Genomic DNA, 20,665 nt, shown 5'->3' with positions numbered 1-20,665 from the left:
TGTGCATCGACCGCATCGCGGTCGATGCACCAAAGGTCCAGGGCTGGCCCTGGTCCGGGTGCAGGGGCGGACAGCCCCTGCTCGGGTCCGGGGTGAAACCCCGGCGCTACGCTGTGGACCCCCCTCTCAGGGAGCCCTTCGTCGCCGCACGCCGATCCCCGGCGCGCGCGGGGGCAGGCGAAGCTGGGCGCGCGGCGTGAAGAGCAGGCGCCTGGCGAATTCCCCCGCGAGCACTCCGGAGACCGCAGCCACGGCGACGAGCTGATACAGGATCACGATCTGGTAACGCACGGCCTGCTCGGGCGCCGTGCCGCTCACGATTTGACCGGTCATCATTCCCGGCAGCGCGACGAGCCCGACCGTGAGCAGGCTGTTGATGGTGGGGATCATCGCGGCGCGCACCGAGGCCCGCACGTGCCGGGCGAGCGCCTGCTCGGGCGTCGCGCCGAGCGCGAGGAGCTGCTCGATCTCGCCCGCGTGCGCGTGCGCAGCGGCGAAGATGCGCTCGAAGACCTGCGCCACGACGTTCATGGCGCTGGCGATCATCATCCCGCTGATGGGCACGAGATACCTCGCCTCGTACATCGGGTGCAGCGGCACCACGAACACGAAGACTGGAGCCAGCGCCACCACGGAGCCGAGCACGATGGCCAAAAGCGCATAGGGAAACAACGTGCGCGCCGAGGGCCCGTGCTCCACGCGCCGTGCGCTGGTCGCTGCCGCCACGCTGAGCATCCCCGAGATGGCCAGCGCCACCCATTCCGGCCGCTCGTGCTTGAAGAGCAGGAGCAGCACGTGACCGATGGCCAAAAGCTGCACGGCGCCGCGCAGCGCGCCCCAAGCGAGATCACGTTCGAGGTCGAGCCGCTTCCAGCGCGAGGCGAGGATCGCCAGCACGACGAGCCCGAGCGTCATCACGAGCCGCGGCAGCGGGATCTCGAGGTAGCTCACGGCCCCCCCGCGACGGCAACGAGCTTCCCCGCCTGGAAGACGTAGCGCCGACCCGCGAGCGCTTCTGCGTGCGCCGCGATGTGCGTGACCATCACCACGCCGCGCCCCGCGGTCGCCATGCTGCGGACGAGCGCGATCACTTGCAGGGCCGTCTCTGGATCGAGCGCGGCCGTGGGCTCGTCGAGGAGCAGCACCTTCGGTTCGTTGGCGAGCGCGCGTGCCAGCGCGACGCGCTGGCGTTCTCCTCCCGAAAGCTCGTCTGCGCCGCGCGCGAGGAACGCCTCATCGATCCCCACCGCCCGCAAGAGCTCGATCTGCCGCTCGCGCACGAGCGTCTCGCCGCGCAGCGCCGGCCCGGCAGCCACGTTGTCCGCGACGGTGCCTGGCAGCATCGGCGGCGCCTGGGGCAGATAGGCGACGCGGGTCCGAAAGCGGGTCGGAGAAAGCGCGAGCGCATCCACCCCGTCGAGCAGCACATGCCCGCTGTCGATCGGAATCAGCGTCGCCATCGCCCGAAGAAACGTGCTCTTTCCGCTGCCGGAGGCGCCTGCAATCGCGACCTTCTCGCCGTACGAGACCACGAGGCTGGCGCCGTCGACGATGGGGCGTCCTTCGCGGATCACGCGGATGTCGCGGGCTTCGAGGGCAGAGGGCATAGGGCGTCCCGTCTGCTCGTCTAGCTTCGGGTGTGGACACGCGCCAGGCGTGCGTCCCTGCGATGCCGCCGGTCAGCCCCGACCCCCTGGCGCGAAGCTCGCACGTCAGGCGTGCCGTCGACTTCGAGGAGGCCGCGCGGTGAAGAAGGTGAAGAAATCAATGAAGGCACGGATTTGGGGCGCGATCTGTGTGCGCCTTCGCAGGCCACAATGGGGCGCGTGGATGCGACGCAATCGCTCGATTTTTCCTTTTCTATCCGCGAGCCCACGTTGACAGGGCGGAAGGACGTATGTAGGCATGCGATATGGGGGAACTTCGGAGATACGAAGTCGCGACCGCTCTGCCCCAACCGTCGCACCTGCGGATCAGAGCGCTCGCGCCGTGGATCGCCGATTCGGGCCTGCCCCCGAGCCTCGCCGTTCCGCTTCCCTGTCGACGCGTCGTTCCTGCTCGGATGGTTGCCTCCGCGAGGGCGGTGGCGCCTGCTCGACATCGGGCCCTGCGGAGGACGTACCCATGACGCACCTTTCGACGGAACCAGGAACGGTTCAGATCAAAGGGTATCACGTCACCGCGAAGACCGGCGAGAGCGCAGGTTCCGCCACGTATCGAGCCTACCGCGAGGCCGACGGCGTCGAGGTGGCGATGAAGGTGCTGCATACCGATTCCACACGGATGGCCGACATCACGCGCTTCAAGCACGCCTACGGTATCATCAAGCGCATCGATTCGGAGCGGATCGTCAAGGTACACGATGTCGAGGAGCACGGGGACGGGCTGATGCTCATCACCGAGTATTTCCCGGGCACCGCGCTGTCCGCAAAGCCCCCCGGCAAGCTCGACCTCCGCGCGTTCCTGGACGCCGCCGTCGCAATGGCCGAAGCTTTGGTCGACATCCACGGGCGCGGTCTCCTTCACGGCGACGTGCGGCCTCCGAACATCCTGCTCGGCGAGGGAGGTCAGGTAAAACTCACGGGATTCGGTGTCGATTCCATCGTGACGCGTGAAAAAGAAGAGATCTACAGCCCCCGCGTCCTCTCGGAGGTGCTCCCCTACACTTCACCCGAGCAGACCGGCCGCATGAACCGCAGCGTGGATTACCGCACCGACATGTACTCGCTCGGGGTCGTATTCTACGAGATGCTCGCCGGGCGAAAGCCGTTCGAGGCGATGGACCCGCTCGAGCTGATGCACGCGCACATTGCCGTGAAGCCAGCTCCCCCCTCGGACATCAACCCCGAGGTGCCCGACGCGCTCTCGGCCATCACGATGAAGCTCCTCAGCAAGAACGCGGAAGACCGCTACCACAGCGCCGAGGGGCTGAAGGCCGATCTGGAAGCGTGCCTATTGCAATGGGAGCGTAGCGGCAAGATCGATTCCTTCAGCCCCGGCCAATACGACAGGAAAGATCTCTTCCAGATCCACCAGAAGCTTTACGGCCGCGAAGGGGACATCCGAAAGCTCATCGCGTCGTTCGACGACGTGCTCCAGGGCAAGCGCGCGATCGTCCTCGTTTCGGGTTATTCGGGCATCGGCAAATCGTCTCTCGTCCAGGAGATCTTGAAGCCTTTGGCGCGCGAGAAGGGCTACTACATCAGCGGAAAATACGACCAGCACAACCGCGACACGCCCTACAGCGCCATCGTCCAGGCGTTCGATTCTCTCATCAAGCAGCTCCTCTCCGAGAGCGAGGAGAGAATCACGAAGTGGCGGGACGCCCTCCTGAACGCCCTCGGGAGCAACGGTCAGGTCCTCTGTGACGTCCTCCCGTTCCTGAAACACATCATCGGCGAGCAGCCGCCCGTCCCCGCGCTCGGCCCGGTCGAGGCACAGAATCGATTCAACCTCTATTTTCAAAAGTTCGTATCGGTCTTTGCCACCCACGCCCACCCGCTGGCCATGTTCCTCGATGACCTGCAATGGGTGGATTCGGCCAGCCTCAGCCTGATCACGACGATTCTCGCGAACGAGGACATGAAATCGCTCTTCTTTTGCGGTGCGTATCGCGACAACGAAGTGAGCCCGACCCATCCCTTCCTCGTCGCGCTGGAGGAGCTTCAAAAGGGCGGCCTCGAGGTGGTGAACATCGTCCTCGATCCCCTCCGGCTGGTCCACCTGATCGAGCTCATCAACGACAGCCTGGAGGCCACCAACGGAGGCGCGCTGGCGAGCGCGATTCTGAAAAAGACCGGAGGCAACCCGTTCTTCGTCAAGCAGTTCATGAGGCACCTTTACGAGACGAAGGTGCTCGTCTTTGATCCCAAGGCGGGTTGGGGCTGGGACCTGCCGCAAATCGCGAGGCTCGGGTACACCGACAACGTCCTCAGCCTCATGGCGGAGACCCTTCGGCGCCTGTCGCAGGCGACGCAGGAGGTGCTGCGGCTGGCCTCGGCGATCGGCAACATGTTCGAGCTGGATGTCCTGAATACGGTCAGCGAGCGCCCTCCCGAGGAGACGTACGGGAGCCTCGACAGAGCCCTCGGGGAAGGGTTGATCGTGAGCGCCGACCAGCAGTACCGCTTCGCGCACGACAAGATCCAGGAGGCCGCGTACGCGCTGATTCCCGTGAAAGACCGACCGGCGTTTCACTACCGGATCGCGAAGCTCCTGCTCGGCAAGCTGGAACCCGCCGAGGGGCGCAACCTGTTCGACATCGTCAATCACTTGAACAGCGCGGGCGACTTGATACGGGCCCCGCGCGAGCGCATGCAATCAGCCAGGCTCAACCTCGAGGCTGCCGGTCGGGCCGAGGAGTCGGCAGCCTTCACTGCGGCATTGAAATACCTGGAGCATGGCATGGCCATGTTGCCCGACGACGCGTGGACCTCCGATTACGATCTGACATTCGTCTATCACACGAAAAAAGGATTGATGGAGTCGCTCTGCGGGCGGCACGACGACGCGCTCGCGACCCTCGCGGGCTGCTTCGAGCATGCGAGGGGACGCCTCCACAGGACCGAGGTGCGGCGCATGAAAATGAACGTGCAGATCCTCAAGAACGATCTGCCCGCTGCTCTGGAAGAGGGGCTCGCGGCCCTGCGGGCATTCGACATCCATTTGCCGCCCTACCCCGATGACGAGATGCTCACCGCCGAGTTCGATCGGACGATCGCCATGATCGGGGACCGCCCGATTGCATCTCTCGTCGACCTGCCCGCGCTGAACGATCCCGAGATCGCCTTCCTGCAGGATGTCCTGCAAGAGATGTTCTCGCCCACCTATCAGCTCGGAACGAAGAATTTCGAGATCACGGTGATGCGGATGCTGCAGAATTCGATCGAGCATGGCGTCTCGAAGAATTCGATCTACGCGTACGTGAATTTCGGAACGATCCTGTGCGCCAGGCTCGAGATCGAGAAGGGTTACGAGTTCGGGCGGGCGGCCGTCCGCTTGAACGAGATCCATCCGGACAAGAAGTCCGAGTCCATGCTGTGCAACATGTGGGGAGCGTGGGTCCAGCACTGGAAGGACACCTACGAGAACTCGAAGGCTTCCCTGCGCAAGGGCATCCACGCCGGCATCGAGACGGGGCAATACATCTGGGCTTTCTACAACACGTGCAACGCGAGCCAGAACAGCCTGCTCCGCGGGGCGCACCTGCGCGATGTCATCGAGGAGGCGAAGCTGTACCTGCCGCTCTGCAAGCTCGACAAATTCAATGCGATCATGTGGTTGGTCGGACTCGTCGCGCAGTGCGCCGAGGAGCTCGCCACGCCGGCCAAGGGCGAGCGGACGCACGCGGGGGACTGGGCGGACATCGACGCCGTCATCGAGGACGCCCGCAGGATCAACAACCAGGCGTCCCTCTACTTCTTGAACATCTTCGAGGTCCTCGCCGGCGTCTTCCAGGGCGCGTACGAGGAGGTGGCGGAGATCTGGGGCTCGACCGACCCGGGGAGCCTGGGAATGCTCGCGGCATGGCACGCGAGCCCCTGCTATTATTTTTATGGCGGGCTCTGCTTCTCGCGGGCCGCCGAGACCGCCGCCCCAGCGCTCAGGGAAGCGTACCTGGCGAGGCTCGCGGAATGCGCGCGCAAGGTGGCGTCCTATGCGCGGTTCGGCCCGGCGAGCTTCCACCATCGCAGCCTGATCCTGCAGGCAGAGCTCGCCCGGGTCGAAGGGCGCGCATGCGCGGGCGCTCTTTACGATAGCGGGATCGCCGCCGCACGGGAGGGGCGATTCCTGCACGATGCGGCGCTGGCCAGCGAGCTCTGCGCCCGCCATTACCTCGATCTCGGCCGGGAATTCTTGGCGTGCGCCTACATGAGCGAGGCGCATCGCCTGTATGCTCGCTGGGGCGCCTTTCGGGTCACGGAGCGCCTGGAGAGAGACTTCCCGCACCTGCTCCCGCGCGAGGCGACGCGCCGGCAGCAGGACCGGGGCGCGCCGGGGCCTCCCGCCTTGTTCGACGGCTCGCGCGCGGAGCTGGACTTCGCCACCGTGCTCAAAGCCTCGCAGGCCGTCTCCGGCGAGCTCGTCCTCGACCGGCTCATCGAGACGCTGCTGTCGATCGCAGTCGAGCACGCGGGCGCCGAGCGGGGGCTTTTGATCCTCCCCCGTGGCGCCGAATGCGACATCGAGGCCGAGGTCGTCACCGTGCGCGACCGTGTCGAGGTCACCCTGCGCCAGACGCCCGTCACCCCAGCCGATCTCCCCACGGCCATTCTGCATTACGTGATTCGCACGCGGGAGACCGTGATCCTCGACGACGCTGCCGCGCCCAACCTGTTCTCGGAGGACGCCTATGTGCGCGAGCGGCGCCCCCGCTCCGTGCTCTGCCTCGCCCTCGTGAAACAAGGCACGCTGGTAGGCGTACTTTATCTGGAAAACAACCTGACCCCGCGCGTTTTCACGGCCGACCGGATCGCGATGCTGGAGCTTTTGGCCTCCCAGTCCGCCATTTCTCTTGAGAATGCCCGCCTCTATACCCAGCTCCAGCAAGAGAACAGCGAGCGCAAGCGGGCGGAGCTTTTGCTGCGGGAAAGGGAAGCGCGGATCCGGCGCCTGGTGGATGCCAATATCATCGGGATCACCTTCTGGGACCTGGATGGCAGGGTCACGGACGCGAATGATGCATTTTTGCGCTTCGTCGGCTATAGCCGGCAGGATCTGGTCTCGGGAAACCTCCACTGGACGAAGATCACGCCTCCGGAATACCATGCGCTCGACGAGCGGGCGCGGGAGCAATTGCATTTGACGGGCCAGTTCGGGCCTTTCGAGAAAGAGTTTCTCCGGAAAGACGGCAGCCGCGTCCCGGTGCTGCTCGGCGGTGCACGATTCGAGGGGTCGGAGAGCGAGGGGGTGGCGTTTTTCCTCGACTTGACCGAGCGCAAGCAGGCGGAAGAGCGCCAGAAAATCTTGCTGAACGAGCTGAACCATCGCGTGAAGAACACGCTGGTGATCGTGCAGGCGATCGCCGGACAGACGCTGCGCATGGCCGACTCGCCCAAGGCCTTCACGGAAGCCTTCATGGCCCGACTCCTGGCCCTGTCCCAAACGCACAACCTCTTGAACGAGACCTCCTGGCAGAGCGCCAGCCTCCACGACATCGTCTGCGCCGAGCTGGCGCCGCACACCCATGGCGACGCCGGCCGCTTCAGCCTGGCCGGACAGGACGTGCGCCTCCGCCCGGAGGCAGCGGTGACGCTCGGCATGGTCTTCCACGAGCTGTCGACGAACGCGGCCAAGTACGGAGCGTTATCGCTGCCGTCCGGCCACGTCCAGGTGAGATGGAACGTGAACACCTGCGCGGCCGAACGGCGAATCCACCTGGAATGGCAGGAGATGCATGGTCCGCCGGTGCGGGTGCCGCGCCGCAAGGGATTCGGCTCGCGCCTGATCGAACGCGACCTCGGGCGCCAGCTTGCCAGCGAAGTGCACCTCGAATTCCTGCCCGAGGGCGTGCGTTGCGTGATGGACCTGCCCTTGGAGCGCGTCGCCGCATGATGACCCCGGATCCAAAAAACGCGGGTGTGCTGGAGGGGCTCCGTGTCCTCATCGTGGAGGATGAAGCCCTGATCGCCTCGTTCCTCGAAGACGCCCTGACCGACCTCGGCTGCGAGGTGATCGGCCCGGCCTCGAACATGAACGACGCGCTTCGGTTGGCCCGCGAGGCGGCGATCGATGGGGCGGGCCTGGACATCAACATCGCCGGCGAGAAGGTCTATGCCGTGGCCGACATCCTTGCCGAACGGGGTCTGCCGTTCGTCTTCATGACCGGATACGGGAAAGCAGGGCTGCGCGAATCCGATCGCGGCCGGCCCGTGCTGCAGAAGCCCTACAATATCGAGCAGCTGGTGAAAATCATGACGCAATGGCGATAGCGGCAAGCCCCGAGCGCGGGCGCCCTTTCAATGGCCGACTTCATGGCCACCGGGCCCGCGAAAAAAGACGCAGGCCCGCACGCACGATCCTCACGCCCTGTCAAGGCAAACTCCATTTCGGGCGCGGCGCGCGCGGGTCCTCGGTCACCTTCACGCGCGCGCAACGCGCCTCTGCTTGGCTCCCGGAGGCTCCCGGGTCAGAATCCTGGTTCGCGCATGCGCCCTGGGGACATCATCGGTGAGCGCTTCCGTGTCGAGCGCCTGGCCGGCGTGGGCGGCATGGGGGAAGTGTATCGCGCCGAGGATCTCCAGACCGGACACGTCGTCGCCGTGAAGCTCCTCCGCGCGTCGGAGCTCTCGAACGCCGAAAGGCTCGCACAGGAAGCCCGCGTGCTCGAGACGCTCGGCCACCCGCACATCGTGCGCTACGTCGATCACGGCGTCGCCCCCACGGGCGTCCCCTGGCTCGCCATGGAGTGGCTCGAAGGCGAGAGCCTCGCCGCGCGCCTTGGCCGACAAGGCCTGCGCCTCGAAGAGTGCATCACGCTCGCCGTGCGCGTCGCCGACGCCCTCGCCACGGCCCACGCGCGCGGCGTCGTCCACCGCGACATCAAACCCAGCAACCTCTTCCTCGAACGCGGCGAGATCGAGCGCGTAAAAGTGCTCGACTTCGGGGTCGCGCGGGATCGAGGCCGCGGTCGCTTGACCCTCACGGGCACCATCGTGGGCACGCCGGGCTACATGGCGCCCGAGCAAGCGCGCGCCGACAAGGCCGGCGTCGACGCGCGCGCGGACGTCTTTTCCCTCGGCGCCGTGCTCTTCGAGTGCCTCACCGGGCAGCCCGCCTTCGACGGCGAGCACGCGTTCGCGATCCTCGCGAGCCTCTTGCTCGCCGAGGCCCCGCGCGTGCGTGATCTGCGCCCCGACGTGCCCGAGGCCCTCGACGATCTCGTGTCCAGCATGCTCTCGAAGGACGTGGCGAGCCGGCCCTCCGACGCAGGAGCCGCCCTGCGCGCGTTGCTCGCGCTCGGCCCCGTCGAGGGCAACGCCACGCCCGTCCACGCGGCCTCCGCAGAGGTCATCACCGACAGCGAACGGCAACTGCTCAGCATCGTCGCTGCGCTTCCGCCCTCGCTCCCCGATGGCAAGGAGGCGCCGTCGCGGTTCTTGTCGCGGGATCGGATCGTGGCCATCGAGCAGGAGATCGCGAAGCTCGGCGCCCGCGTGGAGGAGATCGACGGCGGCGCGCTGCTCCTCGGCCTCGTCGGTCGCGGCAACCCCACCGATCAGGCCGCCCGCGCAGCCCGCGCCGCGCTCCGCCTGCGCGCCCTCGCGCCCGAGGCCCGCATCGTGCTCGTCACGGGGCGCGAGGAGACCTCGCACGGGCTTGCGCTCGGCTCGATCTCGAAGCGCGCCGCCGCCCTGCTGGATCTCGGTGAAGAAGCCGGCGCCGTGCGGATCGACGCATCGACACAAGCCCTGCTCGACGTGCGCTTCGACGTGAGCGCAGGCGCCGATGGCATCTTCCTGCGCGGCGAGCGCGAGGTCGGCTCGGGCACACGCACGCTGCTCGGCAAGCCGAGCCCTTACCTCGGCCGCGAGCGCGAGCTCCGCAGCGTGCGCGATTTCCTCGAAGAGGGCCTCGACGAAGGCAAGCCGCGCGTCGCCGTCGTGCTCGGACTGCCCGGCATGGGCAAGTCGCGCCTGCGGCACGAGCTCGTCGAGCAGCTCCGCCGCGGCGCCGTGGAGCCCGCGATCGCCATCGGCCGCGGCGATCCGATCGGCGCGGGATCGGCCTTCTCCATCCTCGGCTCCGCCATCCGCACGATGGCCCAGATCGGCATCGGCGAGCCCGTCGCCTCGCGCAGGCTCAAGCTCGAAGCGCTCGTCGCGACGTACATCGAAGGCGACGATCGCGCCCGCGTCACGGCGTTCCTCGGCGAGATGGTCGGCGCGCCCGCGGGCGACGAGCGCCCCGACCTCCGCGCCGCGCGCCAGAACGCCACGCTCATGGCCGATCGCATCCGCGAGGCGTGGCTCGACTTCGTCGAGGCGCTCTCGGTCGTGCGCCCGCTCGTGGTCGTCCTCGAGGATCTGCACTGGGGCGACCGCGCATCGATCAAGCTCGTCGACGCGGCCCTCGCGGTGCAGGGCGAGCGCCGCTTCGCCGTGCTCGCGCTCGCCCGGCCGGAGCTGCACGATCTCTTCCCGAAGATATGGGCCGATCGGGAGCTGCTCGAAGTGCGCCTCGGCGAGCTCGGGCGCCGCGCGGCTGAGCGGCTCGTCCGGCATTTTTTGGGCGAGATCATCGCCGAGGAGGAGATCCAGCACCTCGTCGATCGCGCCGCGGGCAACGCCTTCTACCTCGAAGAGCTCATCCGCGCCGTGGCCGAGGATCGCGGCAGCGATCTGCCCGAAACCGTACTCGGAATGGTCGAAGCGCGCCTCCTGTCGCTCGAACCCGAGGCGCGGCGCGTCCTGCGCGCGGCGAGCGTCTTTGGCCAGTCGTTCTGGTGGGGCGGCGTCGCCGCGCTCATCGGCGACGCGTCCTTGCCGAACGGCCGCGTCGGCCTGCTCGATCGCCTCTGCGAGCGCGAGCTCATCGTGCGCCGTCGCGAGAGCCGCTTCCTCGGCGAGGAGGAGTATGCCTTCCGCCACGCGCTCGTGCGCGAGGGCTCGTACGCGATGCTCACCGAGCGGGATCGCAGGCGCGGCCACGCGCTCGCGGCCGAGTGGCTGCTCGCGTCAGGCGAGACCGACCCGACGATCCTGGCCGATCATTTCGAGAGCTCGGGCGACAAGGAGCGCTCGGCCGAGTTCTTCGCGGCCGCGGCCGAGCTCGCGCTCTCGGCCGGTGATTTTTCCGCGGCCGTGAGCTTCACGGATCGTGGCCTCGTGGCGAGCCCGCGCGCGGAGATCGTGGCCCAGCTCCGCGCGATCCGCGCCGACGCATGGAACTGGACGAGCTCCTCCGCGAAGGCCTACGAGGCGGCCATGGAGGCGCTCGAGAGCGCGCACCCCGGCAGCAAGGAGTACGGCCGCGCGCTCGGCGCCGCCCTGGGCAGCGCCTTGCTCCTGCGCAAGAAGGACGCCCTCGACGCCCTCATGGGCGAGCTCTACCGCATCGAGCCCGCCGAAGACGCCATCCCCGCGCTCTCGTTTGCCTACAGCTCCGCCATCATCTCGCAGCTCGTCATGGGCGAGCGCGCCATGGCCGAGCGCTTTCTGCTTCGCATGGAGCAGGTCGTCAGCCCCTTCCTCGCCCGTGATCCGTCCGTCGCCGGCCGCTTCGGCTATGCCCGCGGCTACTGGCACAGGTACGCCGAGCAGGATCCGTACACGGCGCTCGGCATCGAGCGTGAGGCCATCGCGAACTTCATGGTCTCGGGCGATCGACGTTTCCTGCCGCTGCTCCGCGCCCACGTGGGCCTCGACCTCGTGCTGCTCGGCGCGTACGACGAGGCCGAACGCGAGTTCGAGCTCGCCCTCGCGATCGCGTCGGCCGACAGCGTCTCCGCGCTCCTCGCCGGCTGCTTCCGCGCCGGGCTCCTCCTCGAACGCGGCGCGCTCGACGAGGCCATCACGCTCGGCACGACCGTCGCGGACGAGGCCGCCGCGCACAGCGAGGGTGTGATCAGCGTAAGCGTGCAGTACTTCATCCTCGAAGCGCACCTGCGTCGCGGCGACCTCGACGCGGCTCGGCGCCTCCTCACGGCCGTCGCACCGCTCATCGAGCTCCTCCCGCTCGGGCGGATATGGGCGCTCGCGGGCCACGCAACGCTCGAGCTCGCCGAGGGCCGTCCCGCGAGCGCCGTCGAGCTCACGCAGAGCGCACTCGCACAGACCGCCGAGATCGGCATGCGGCACACGAGCGCCCACGCGCGCATCGTTCTCACGCGCGCCGAGGCGCTTTGGGCCATCGACAAGCACGGTGAGGCCCGCGCCGCGATCGAAGACGCCCGCGCGGATCTCCTCGCCCGCGCCGCGCGCATCGCGGATCCGGCCTACGCCCGTTCCTTCCTCGAGGCGGTCCCGCTGCATACGCGGATCCTCGACCTCTGGAAGGCGTGGTGCGGCGTCTAGAACCGGCCCTCGCATTGCCTCGGCGCCCGCGCCCGGTACGCTCCATCGTATGCGCCGGAACTTCTCTCCCCTTCTCCTTGCTTTTGCCCTCGTCTCCTTCACTGCCACGTCAGCGCGCGCCGACGAACCACCGGGCTGGGTGCCCCGCGACGAACCCGAATCCCTCCCGCCGCCTCCGCAGGCGCCGCCGCCCCCGCGCCCGGGCCCCACGACCTACACGATCGAACAGCGGGAGCTGTCCGAGGCCCCGACGAGAATGGCGAGCCCGGCGGCGTTCTACATCGGCACGATCCTCGCCGGCGTGGGGCTGCTCGGCGTCGTCACGGGGCTCGTGATCCGGGCGGATCTCCCGCAAACCGAATGCACCGACTGCCCCGCGGCGGAGAAGCGCTCGGCGTCGCTCGGCCTGATCCTCGGCGGCGGCCTCGGCATGTTGATCGGCATCCCCATCGCCGTGGCCGGCGGGCGAAAGGTCTCGGATCAACCGTCGTGGGCGCGCCCGCAGGTGTTCGTTTCTCCGCGCGGTGGCGCGCTTCAGTGGACGTTCTGAACGTCGCGCTGCCATCCGATTGACGAATTCGTCCGTGTCCGCCGAATCTCGCAATGCGGCGTGCACCCGGGACATCGCTCCTCCCAAAACGAGCCCGAACTGCTCGAAATGGCCTACCTCGCAGGGACGTCGTCGCTGGATAGGGTGTGCATGCCGTACCCACGCCGCACGACGGAATCCTGCTCGCATGCAATGCATGCACGGCGGCAATCTGGCTTGCACGAATTTCCCGTCCGTGTGTGGATTCCTTGGTGTCTTGATCGACCAAGCTACCCGGGCATGACGCGTGCACCCCCCGGGGGGGAGGCGACCTAGACGCTTTGCCTGGTTGTCGAAAGGCTCTCACGTGCTTCTAGCCATGCAGGAACAAGGAATTCGATACGACTTTGGTTCGAGCCGGATGTGCTTCGAGCCGCCGGACACCTGCTTCGTGACGTATGTCGGCGACCTCGACGCCGACATCGTCGCGCGGATGAACGCGGCGCTCGAAGAAACCGTGCGGCGGCACGAGCCCGTCGATTTGCTCGTGGATCTGTCTCGTACGGGACAGGTGACGGAGCTCGTCCGGCGCCACGCCGTGGGCGGCATGCTGGCCCTGAATCCACGCGCGACCGCCGTGTTCGGCGCCGATTTTCACCTCCGCGTGGTCGTGTCGATGATCACGAAGGCAATTCGATTGCTCCACGTGGATCTGCGCGGACAGATCAAGTTCTTCGATCGCGAAGCGGACGCGCGCGCCTGGCTCGCCGAGGTCAAACGGAAAGAGAGATTGCAGCGCAGCGCTTGAGCGCTTTTGGGGGGGCGATCATGCTTGCAGCCAAGGAACGGCCCGACGAAACCATCACGGTTTGTCCTGCCAGGGAAATTACGGCGCCTCACGCGCCGGACCTCGCGCTCGGGATCCCGCGCCACTGGTGGCCGGATCCGCTCGTAAACGTGCATGCGGCGCGGATCGAAGAAGAGACGCTCGCGTGGTTCCGCGAGCTCGGCTTCGGCGAGCGCTCGATCTGGATCGTCCGCACGTTCGCGCCCGCCGACTATGCGGGCATGCCCTTCCCGCTCGCGGCCCCGCGCGAGCTCTTGCTCCTCGCCAAATACCTCTCGCTCTGGCTGCTTTGGGACGACGTCGACGTCGAGGGCCGCGAGCGCACTTTCCCGTTCTGCGGCCCGGCCGTCCTCGAGCCCAGCGCCTCCGGCGTCACCACCCTCTTCGGCGCCACCTGGTCGGCCCTGCTCCGCGAGCTCGCCACGACCATGAGCCCCGCGTGGATGACGACCCTCTGCGAGGCCATGGACACCTGGAGCACGGCCGCGCTCAAGGAAGCGCGCACCTCGAAGCAGCGCCGCGCGGGGCTCGCCCGCGTCTCGTACGAAGAGGCGCTCCGCTCGCGCATCGACACCATCGGAATGGCCGCGACGGGCTACCTCCTCGAATACGCGCGTGGCATCGAGCTCCCGCCGGACTTCCACGCCCACGAGACCTCGCTCGCCTTGAAGACCCTCTCCGGCAAGATCGTCGGCTTCGGCAACGACATCTGGAGCCTCGGCAAGGACTGGGCTTCGGGCTACGTCAACGTCATCCTCGCGCTCCGCGAGGAGCACGGGCTCACCATGCTGGAGGCCGTGCGGCGCATCATCCGCGAACACGACGAAGCCATCGCCGAGTTCGACCGCCTTGCCCGCGCGCTCCCGAGCTTCGGTGCGGCGTGGGACAAGCACATCGCGACCTGGGTGCAGGACCTTCGGCACGCCTCCCTCGGCTTCACGCTTTGGGAGTCGCGCGCCCCGCGGTACGCGGCGTTCAAGATGCTCGTGAATGGCACGCCGATCGATCCTTCCTTCATCGTGCCCACGTCGCTCGCCCCGCGCGCCGCCGCCGCGACGGCGTCCGCGTACGCTCCCCACCCTTGACACCGCTTCGCGGCTGACATCACGTGCGCCGCGCGATGCCATCCACGAACCCCCTGGTCAGCGATCGATTCGTCGACTTCCTCCTCTACGAGGTGCTCGACCTCGCAGGCTTGCTCGCCCTGCCCGATTTCGCCGAGCACACGCCCGAGACCGTGGGGATCTACCTCGGCACGGCGCGCAGGCTCGCGCGCGAGCTGCTCTTCCCGGCGTACAAGCCGATGGACGAGGCCCCGCCGCGCCTCGAAAACGGCCGCGTGCGGGTCCACCGCGCCATGCACGACATCTATCCGCGCCTCGTCGAGCTCGGCGTCCTCTCGGCCACGCGCCCGCCCGAGGCGCACGGGCAGATGCTCCCGCTCACCGTCGCCTCCCTCGCCGCGAGTTATCTCATGGCGGCGAACCTCTCGGCGTACGGCTATCTCGGCCTCACCACGGGCGCCGCGCGCCTGCTCGAATCCTTCGGCTCGGACGAGCTCAAAGAACGTTTCATGGGCCGACTCTATCGCGGCGAATGGACCGGCACCATGGCCCTCACCGAGCCCCAGGCCGGCAGCAGCCTGAGCGACGTCGAGACCCGCGCCACGCCCACGGAAGGCGGCCATTACCTCATCAAAGGCTCGAAGATCTTCATCTCGGGCGGTGATCACGACCTCACCGAAAACATCGTCCACTTGACGCTCGCCCGCATCGACGGCGCACCGCCCGGCATCAAGGGTGTCAGCCTCTTTGCCATCCCGAAGCTCCGCCCCGAGCGGGGCGGCCTCGTCCCGAACGACGTCGAGGTCGCCGGCGTGATCCACAAGATCGGCTGGCGCGGCCTGCCGAGCCTCGCCCTCAATTTCGGCGAGGCGGGCGATTGCCACGGCCATCTCGTCGGCGAGCCTCACCGGGGCATTTCGTACATGTTCCAGATGATGAACGAGGCCCGGCTCATGATCGGCATGAATGGCGCCGCGACCGCCTCGGTCGCGTTCCACGAATCGCTCGAATACGCGAAGACCCGGCCCCAGGGCCGCTCGCTCAGCGACAAGGATCCACGCGCGCCGCAGATCCCCATCATCGAGCACGCCGACGTCCGTCGCATGCTCCTACGCCAGAAGGCCATCGCGTGGGGCAGCATCGCCCTCCTCGGCCTCACGGCGCGCCTCTCGGATCTCGCCGAGCACGCAACGGAAGAAACCTCCCGCGCGCGCGCCGCCATGCTGCTCGACCTGCTCACGCCCATCGCCAAGAGCTTCCCGGCCGAGCGTGGCTTCGAGGCGAACGCGCTCGCCGTGCAGGTCCTCGGCGGCTACGGCTACACGAGCGAATACCTCCCCGAGGCCTGGCTGCGTGATCAGAAGCTCAACAGCATCCACGAGGGAACGACGGGCATCCAGTCGCTCGACCTGCTCGGCCGCAAGGTCGCCGCGGCCGGCGGCGCCGCGTTCGGCGCGCTGCTCGAAGAGATCGCGGCCACCTGCGACGGCGCCCGCGACGCGGGCGTCCACCCCGATCTCGTCCAGCGCGTCGAGGGCGCGGCGATGGCTATGCGGCAGGTCACGCTCCACCTCGGCGCCCTCGGCGCGCAGGGCGACGTCCGAGGCATGCTCCTGCACAGCGCCGATTACCTCGACCTCGCCTCCACCATGGTGATCGGCTGGACGTGGCTCCGCCTCGCGGCCACCGCGCAAAAGCACCAGAAGGATCGCCCGCAGGATCACGATTTCTACGAGGGCATCGCCTCGGCCGCCCAGTACTGGATTCGCACCGAGCTCCCGCGCGTCGGTTACCTCGCCCAGCTCTGCCGCTCCGGCGAAGATTCTTACGAACGCGTACGACCGGAGTGGTTCTAACACGCAGGAATCCGACGACGACGGTCGACGCTCCCGCGTCCTCCGAGGCTGTCCTCTGGCTGCGCCGTAAGCCTGCGATCTTGTACGGATCACGCGGTCCGTGGTAGGGTCCGCGGCAGTGCCGCGGAGTGCGGCGCGAAGGCCGACGGTGACATGGAACTCAGACGCATCCTCCTTGCTTCAGTCGCCCTCCTCGCGATGGCTCCTCGGGTCGCGAGCGCCGCGCCGGTCACGATCCCAGAGGGCGTGGACGATCCCATCGACGGCCTTGGTACGGGCCTCTGCGCGGCCTCGGCGATCTCCACGAACGAAAACGCCGACTTCAGTGTGTTCAACCCGGACAACTACAGCGGCGCGGTCAACTCGTTCATCGAGGCGCACGCGCTCGACCGCGTCGAGTCGACCATCCGCACGCTGCTCGATCTGTCCAACAACAACGCCGCGAACCAGGCGCTGAGCTACGGCGACTTCGTCGACGCCGCGCTCGCTCAGGGGTGCAAGACCGGCGGCTGCGATTTCTTCGTCAACGACACGACGACGAAGTTCGGCACCCGCATCCGTGGCTTCTTGAACGTGACGTCGGAGTTCGTGAACAAGCCCGTGCACTTCGGGTTTTACGTGGACGACGCCCTCAGCATGGTGATCTACGACAAGTCCGCCGTCGGCTATCAGGTGGTGTTCCGTCCTCTGGTCGTCGGCGCGGCGCAGTATCGCATGACGAATCAGGTCACATTCCAGAAGGCCGGCCTCTATCCGGTCGAGCTCCTCTACGCCGAGATCATCGAGCACGCCGCGCTCGAGATGTCTTACCTCGTCGGCGACTTCATCGACTTCGAGCGCCCCGCAAACGCCCCTCCAATCGTGAAGCTCAGCGACGCGGGCTTCACGCTCTTCCCCGAGACGATGTTTTTCCAGACGCTGAGCGGCACCCCCGCGTTCCCGGACCTCGGCGTCTGCAAGCAGTGCAAGCGCGAGTTCATCAACGTGCCCGGCAACAACGGCTGCGACTCGGGGTACTACTGCAACGAGGCCGCGCTCTGCGCTCCCTGCGACACCGACAATCTCTGCGGCCCGAGCTGCGTGAAGTGCGGCGCCGACACGCCCTTCTGCGTGAACATCAACGGCAACGTCCAGTGCGGCGCATGCGACACCGACGCGGACTGCAAGGGCGGCTTCACCTGCAACCCCGACACGAAGACGTGCGACGAGTGCAACGAGAACTCCGACTGCCCCAAGGGCGCGGCGTGCATCGAGAACAAGTGTGAGCCTTGCGCGACGAGCGCCGAGTGCGCCGGCTCCTCGTGCAACTGCTGTCCCGACGGCGCGAACGGCCAGCAGATGAAGTGCGCCCCGCTGGAGCCGAACGGCAACCCGAGCTGCGTCGAGTGCACGACCGACGCCGAGTGCGGCGGCGGCATCTGCAACCTCTCCGTCGGCCGCTGCCAGGGCACGCTCCCCGCGAACAACACGCCGACCTGCTGCGGCGACGGCTGCGTCAACTGCACCGCGCTCGAGACCATCGTCGTCAACGGCACGGCCCAGCCGCGGTATCCGTTCTGCCTCCCCGGCCCCGTCGGCACCGCGTGCGCCGAGTGCCGCCACGACATGGATTGCGGCGAAGGCGCCTTCTGCCTCAGCGGCACCTGCACCCCCTGCACCCGCGACAAACGCTGCGGCATGCGCTGCGATAGCTGCGGCGGCGACACGCCCTTCTGCTTCGGCCAGAACGCCGCCGTCGCTGCGTGCGTGCGTTGCGTCGACGACGCGCAATGCGGGGCAAGCTCGACCTGCGACACGGCGACCCACACCTGCACGGTCAGCACGGGCTGCATGCTCACGTGCTCCTCCGAGACGCCTTATTGCAACGGCACGACCTGCGTCGCTTGTTACGCCGACTCGCACTGCCCCTGCGGCGGCACCTGCAACCTCTCCACGAACACGTGCACGCCCTCGTGCAAGACCAATGTCGACTGCCTCGGCAGCGACCACTGCCGCTGGAACGAGGCGGAGACCGCGAAGGAGTGCTCGCTCGGCCCGATGCCCGACGGCGTCGATTGCGGTGGCACCCTCGCCACGATATGCTCTGCAAGGCCCGGTCGACATGGAGGCGGCGCGCCCGGAGCTGCATTGCTCGTCCTCTCCGTCCTTGGCCTGCTGGGCCGCCGCCGCCTCCGTTCAACCCTCCGAGGTGAGCCGTGAAGCGATCGATCTCGTTCTTGCTCTCGCTCGCGACGCTCGCCGCGGCGCCCGTGGCCGCGGAAGCCGCCGAAGAAGGCCGCTTCGACGCGCAGACCTTCCGCCCCTCCGCGGCCCCGCGTGATCTCGTGATGATCCAGAAGTCCGAGGTCGTCGGCCATCTCTCGCCGACGTTCGGCATCTACACGGACATCGGCCTCGATCCCCTCGCCGTTGCAGCGATCACGACGGGGCAACAGATCCGCGCCGTCGGCGCGCGCCTTCAGGTCACGGGCCTCGCGGGCATTGGCTTCTACGACATCTTCGACATCACGATGGCGATGCCGTTCGTCGCCTGGCAGATGTCCGACAACCTGAGGCCACTCGGCACCGAGGGTGAGATCTCGCCGAACGCGCTCGGCGATCTTCGTTTCAACACCAAGATTGCGATCCCCTACCTGAACCGGAAAGCCCAGATCAAAGAGGGCTTCGGCATGGCGGTCACGGGCAACTTGAACTTGCCCACGGGGAATCAGAACGCGTTCGCCAGCGACGGCGCCGTCTCCGGCGGCCTCGGTCTCGTCGCGGATTATCGCTTCAACTTCGGCCTGCTCGTCACGGCAAACGGCGGCGTCTGGCTCCGGCCCGACCGACAGTTTGCCGGGACGAAGGTCGGCGACATGGCGAACTTCGGCATCGGCGCGGAGATGTACGTCGTGCAGCGCTGGGGTTGGTCCGTGCTCGGCGGCGTGTACGGCAGCGTCTCGATGGTGAAGTTCCCGGACAGCCCCTCGCAGGTCCCGGCCGAGGTGCTCATGGCGATGCGCTGGCAGTGGGCGAGCGGCTTCGGGCTCACGGTCGGCGGCACGTTCGGCGCGAACTGCGGGTTCGGCGCGCCCGTCTTCCGCGCATTCGCGGGCCTCACGTGGCAGCCTTCGAGATCGCGCGAGCAGCAGGAGATCGATCGCCTGAAGCAGGTCGACAGCGAGGATCCCGATCACGACGGCCTCATCGGCGACGCGGATCATTGCCCCGAGCTGCCGGGCGTCCCGCAAAACATGGGCTGCCCCGACTCCGACTCCGACAAGGACGGCGTCCCGGATCGCGACGACAAGTGCCCGATGATCGCGGGCGGCCGTGGCGGTTGCCCCGGCGCGTTCGTCAAGGACGACGAGATCAAGATCCTCGATCAGGTTCACTTCGCGACGGACAAGGACATCATCCTCGACGATTCGAAGAAGGTGCTCGACGCGGTCATCACAGTCCTCAGGGACAACCCCGAGATCCGCTCGGTCGAGATCGAGGGCCACACCGACGTGCGCGCGGGCGACGTGTACAACCACAACCTCTCGCAACGCCGCGTAGAGAGCGTCCGGGAGTACATGATCCAGAGAGGGATCGATCCCTCGCGCGTCACGGCGAAGGGGTACGGTCACACCAAACCCATCTACGATGACTCTGCGTGCCTCGGAAAAGACGAAGAGCTCTCGGAAGATTGCAAGTTCATGACCGCGACGAACCGCCGCGTCGTCTTCCGCATCAAGGGCCAGGGCCACGCGCCTGGGAAGGCCGTCGGCGGCGGCGACACCATCCTCTCGCCGGGCGGCACGCTCGACGGCGAGGGCGTGATCGACGGCAACGGTGTGCTGAACGGTGGCAGCACCTTGCCGAGCGGCGGCATCCTGCCGAAGGGGAACGGCGTGCTCGACAAGAAGGATCCGACCCTTCCCGGCAGCACCCTCCCGCGCTCCGGCGAGCAACTGCAGCCCGAGGCGCCGAAGGAGGAAGGCGCGGACAAACCGGCCGACGGCAAGGACAAACCGACTGACGGCAAGGACAAACCCGGCAAGCCCGGCGCCGCTCCTGCGCCCGCAGCGCCGAAGCCCGGTGCCGCTCCTGCGCCCGCAGCACCGAAGCCTGGCGCCGCGCCCGCGAAGCCGCCTGCACCTGCGCCCGCGAAGCCCCCTACGCCGAACCCCACGGCGCCGCGCTGATCCCCGAGGCCTCGCTCCGACGAACGGAGCGAGGCCCCGCGTCCCCTCCCCCGCCCTTCCTCACGATCTCGCTCGATCACGCTCGCGCGCGCCCGTCGCGCGAGGCCGTGATCTCTTTTGGTGCACAAACGAAACGAGGCCGCGGGCGACCCTCCCCTTGTGGAGGCTCGCGCGCGACCTCGTCTC

General features: G+C 67.6%; 11 protein-coding genes. 9 read left to right on the top strand and 2 right to left on the bottom strand.

What is annotated here, in order from left to right; translation table 11 throughout:
- Positions 1–126 precede the first annotated feature (126 nt).
- Together POL67_RS22905 and POL67_RS22900 are read right to left on the bottom strand one after the other, a co-directional pair.
- Positions 127–951: an ABC transporter permease gene (locus POL67_RS22905; RefSeq protein ID WP_271920469.1), complete on the bottom strand. Its 825-nt coding sequence runs from the start codon at positions 949–951 to the stop codon at positions 127–129.
- On the bottom strand, positions 948–1,607 hold the full coding sequence (locus POL67_RS22900) for an ABC transporter ATP-binding protein (RefSeq protein WP_271920467.1): 660 nt from the start codon (positions 1,605–1,607) through the stop codon (positions 948–950). Before POL67_RS22900 ends, POL67_RS22905 begins: the two co-directional genes overlap by 4 nt.
- Before the next feature lie 517 nt (positions 1,608–2,124).
- Here POL67_RS22900 and POL67_RS22895 point away from each other — a divergent pair.
- The 9 genes from POL67_RS22895 to POL67_RS22855 all read left to right on the top strand — a co-directional run bounded on the left by POL67_RS22895 (position 2,125) and on the right by POL67_RS22855 (position 20,479).
- Positions 2,125–7,554 (top strand): AAA family ATPase, encoded by a 5,430-nt coding sequence (locus tag POL67_RS22895; protein ID WP_271920465.1) that lies wholly within the window; start codon positions 2,125–2,127, stop codon positions 7,552–7,554.
- A complete protein-coding gene (locus tag POL67_RS22890) occupies positions 7,551–7,931 on the top strand; it encodes a response regulator (RefSeq protein ID WP_271920463.1) in 381 nt (126 codons plus the stop codon). Before POL67_RS22895 ends, POL67_RS22890 begins: the two co-directional genes overlap by 4 nt.
- 216 nt (positions 7,932–8,147) lie before the next feature.
- Positions 8,148–12,014: a serine/threonine-protein kinase gene (locus tag POL67_RS22885; protein WP_271920461.1), complete on the top strand. Its 3,867-nt coding sequence runs from the start codon at positions 8,148–8,150 to the stop codon at positions 12,012–12,014.
- Between the two features lie 49 nt (positions 12,015–12,063).
- Entirely contained in the window at positions 12,064–12,564 is a 501-nt protein-coding gene (locus tag POL67_RS22880) for a hypothetical protein (RefSeq protein ID WP_271920459.1), read from the top strand.
- Positions 12,565–12,922: 358 nt separating this feature from the next.
- Positions 12,923–13,351: a SpoIIAA family protein gene (locus POL67_RS22875; RefSeq protein WP_271920457.1), complete on the top strand. Its 429-nt coding sequence runs from the start codon at positions 12,923–12,925 to the stop codon at positions 13,349–13,351.
- A 20-nt stretch (positions 13,352–13,371) separates the two neighbouring features.
- Positions 13,372–14,475 (top strand): terpene synthase family protein, encoded by a 1,104-nt coding sequence (locus POL67_RS22870; protein ID WP_271920455.1) that lies wholly within the window; start codon positions 13,372–13,374, stop codon positions 14,473–14,475.
- Positions 14,476–14,510: 35 nt separating this feature from the next.
- On the top strand, positions 14,511–16,310 hold the full coding sequence (locus tag POL67_RS22865) for an acyl-CoA dehydrogenase (RefSeq protein WP_271920453.1): 1,800 nt from the start codon (positions 14,511–14,513) through the stop codon (positions 16,308–16,310).
- A 153-nt stretch (positions 16,311–16,463) separates the two neighbouring features.
- Complete coding sequence (gene traA / locus POL67_RS22860; protein WP_271920451.1) at positions 16,464–18,509, top strand: outer membrane exchange protein TraA family protein; 2,046 nt, start codon at positions 16,464–16,466, stop codon at positions 18,507–18,509.
- A complete protein-coding gene (locus tag POL67_RS22855; protein ID WP_271920449.1) occupies positions 18,506–20,479 on the top strand; it encodes an OmpA family protein in 1,974 nt (657 codons plus the stop codon). Before traA ends, POL67_RS22855 begins: the two co-directional genes overlap by 4 nt.
- The last annotated feature ends 186 nt before the right edge of the window (positions 20,480–20,665 follow it).

This window comes from Polyangium mundeleinium (assembly GCF_028369105.1).
In the GTDB taxonomy this organism is placed as follows: domain Bacteria; phylum Myxococcota_A; class Polyangia; order Polyangiales; family Polyangiaceae; genus Polyangium; species Polyangium mundeleinium.
This window is presented reverse-complemented; position numbering and strand designations above follow the sequence as displayed.

Bases quoted from the DNA above. Each gene is read 5' to 3' on its own strand.
- POL67_RS22875 (WP_271920457.1), top strand. From the start codon at position 12,923: ATGCAGGAACAAGGAATTCGATACGACTTTGGTTCGAGCCGGATGTGC.
- POL67_RS22890 (WP_271920463.1), top strand. From the start codon at position 7,551: ATGATGACCCCGGATCCAAAAAACGCGGGTGTGCTGGAGGGGCTCCGT.
- POL67_RS22865 (WP_271920453.1), top strand. From the start codon at position 14,511: ATGCCATCCACGAACCCCCTGGTCAGCGATCGATTCGTCGACTTCCTC.
- traA (WP_271920451.1), top strand. From the start codon at position 16,464: ATGGAACTCAGACGCATCCTCCTTGCTTCAGTCGCCCTCCTCGCGATG.
- POL67_RS22885 (WP_271920461.1), top strand. From the start codon at position 8,148: ATGCGCCCTGGGGACATCATCGGTGAGCGCTTCCGTGTCGAGCGCCTG.
- POL67_RS22895 (WP_271920465.1), top strand. From the start codon at position 2,125: ATGACGCACCTTTCGACGGAACCAGGAACGGTTCAGATCAAAGGGTAT.
- POL67_RS22880 (WP_271920459.1), top strand. From the start codon at position 12,064: ATGCGCCGGAACTTCTCTCCCCTTCTCCTTGCTTTTGCCCTCGTCTCC.
- POL67_RS22900 (WP_271920467.1), bottom strand. From the start codon at position 1,607: ATGCCCTCTGCCCTCGAAGCCCGCGACATCCGCGTGATCCGCGAAGGA.
- POL67_RS22870 (WP_271920455.1), top strand. From the start codon at position 13,372: ATGCTTGCAGCCAAGGAACGGCCCGACGAAACCATCACGGTTTGTCCT.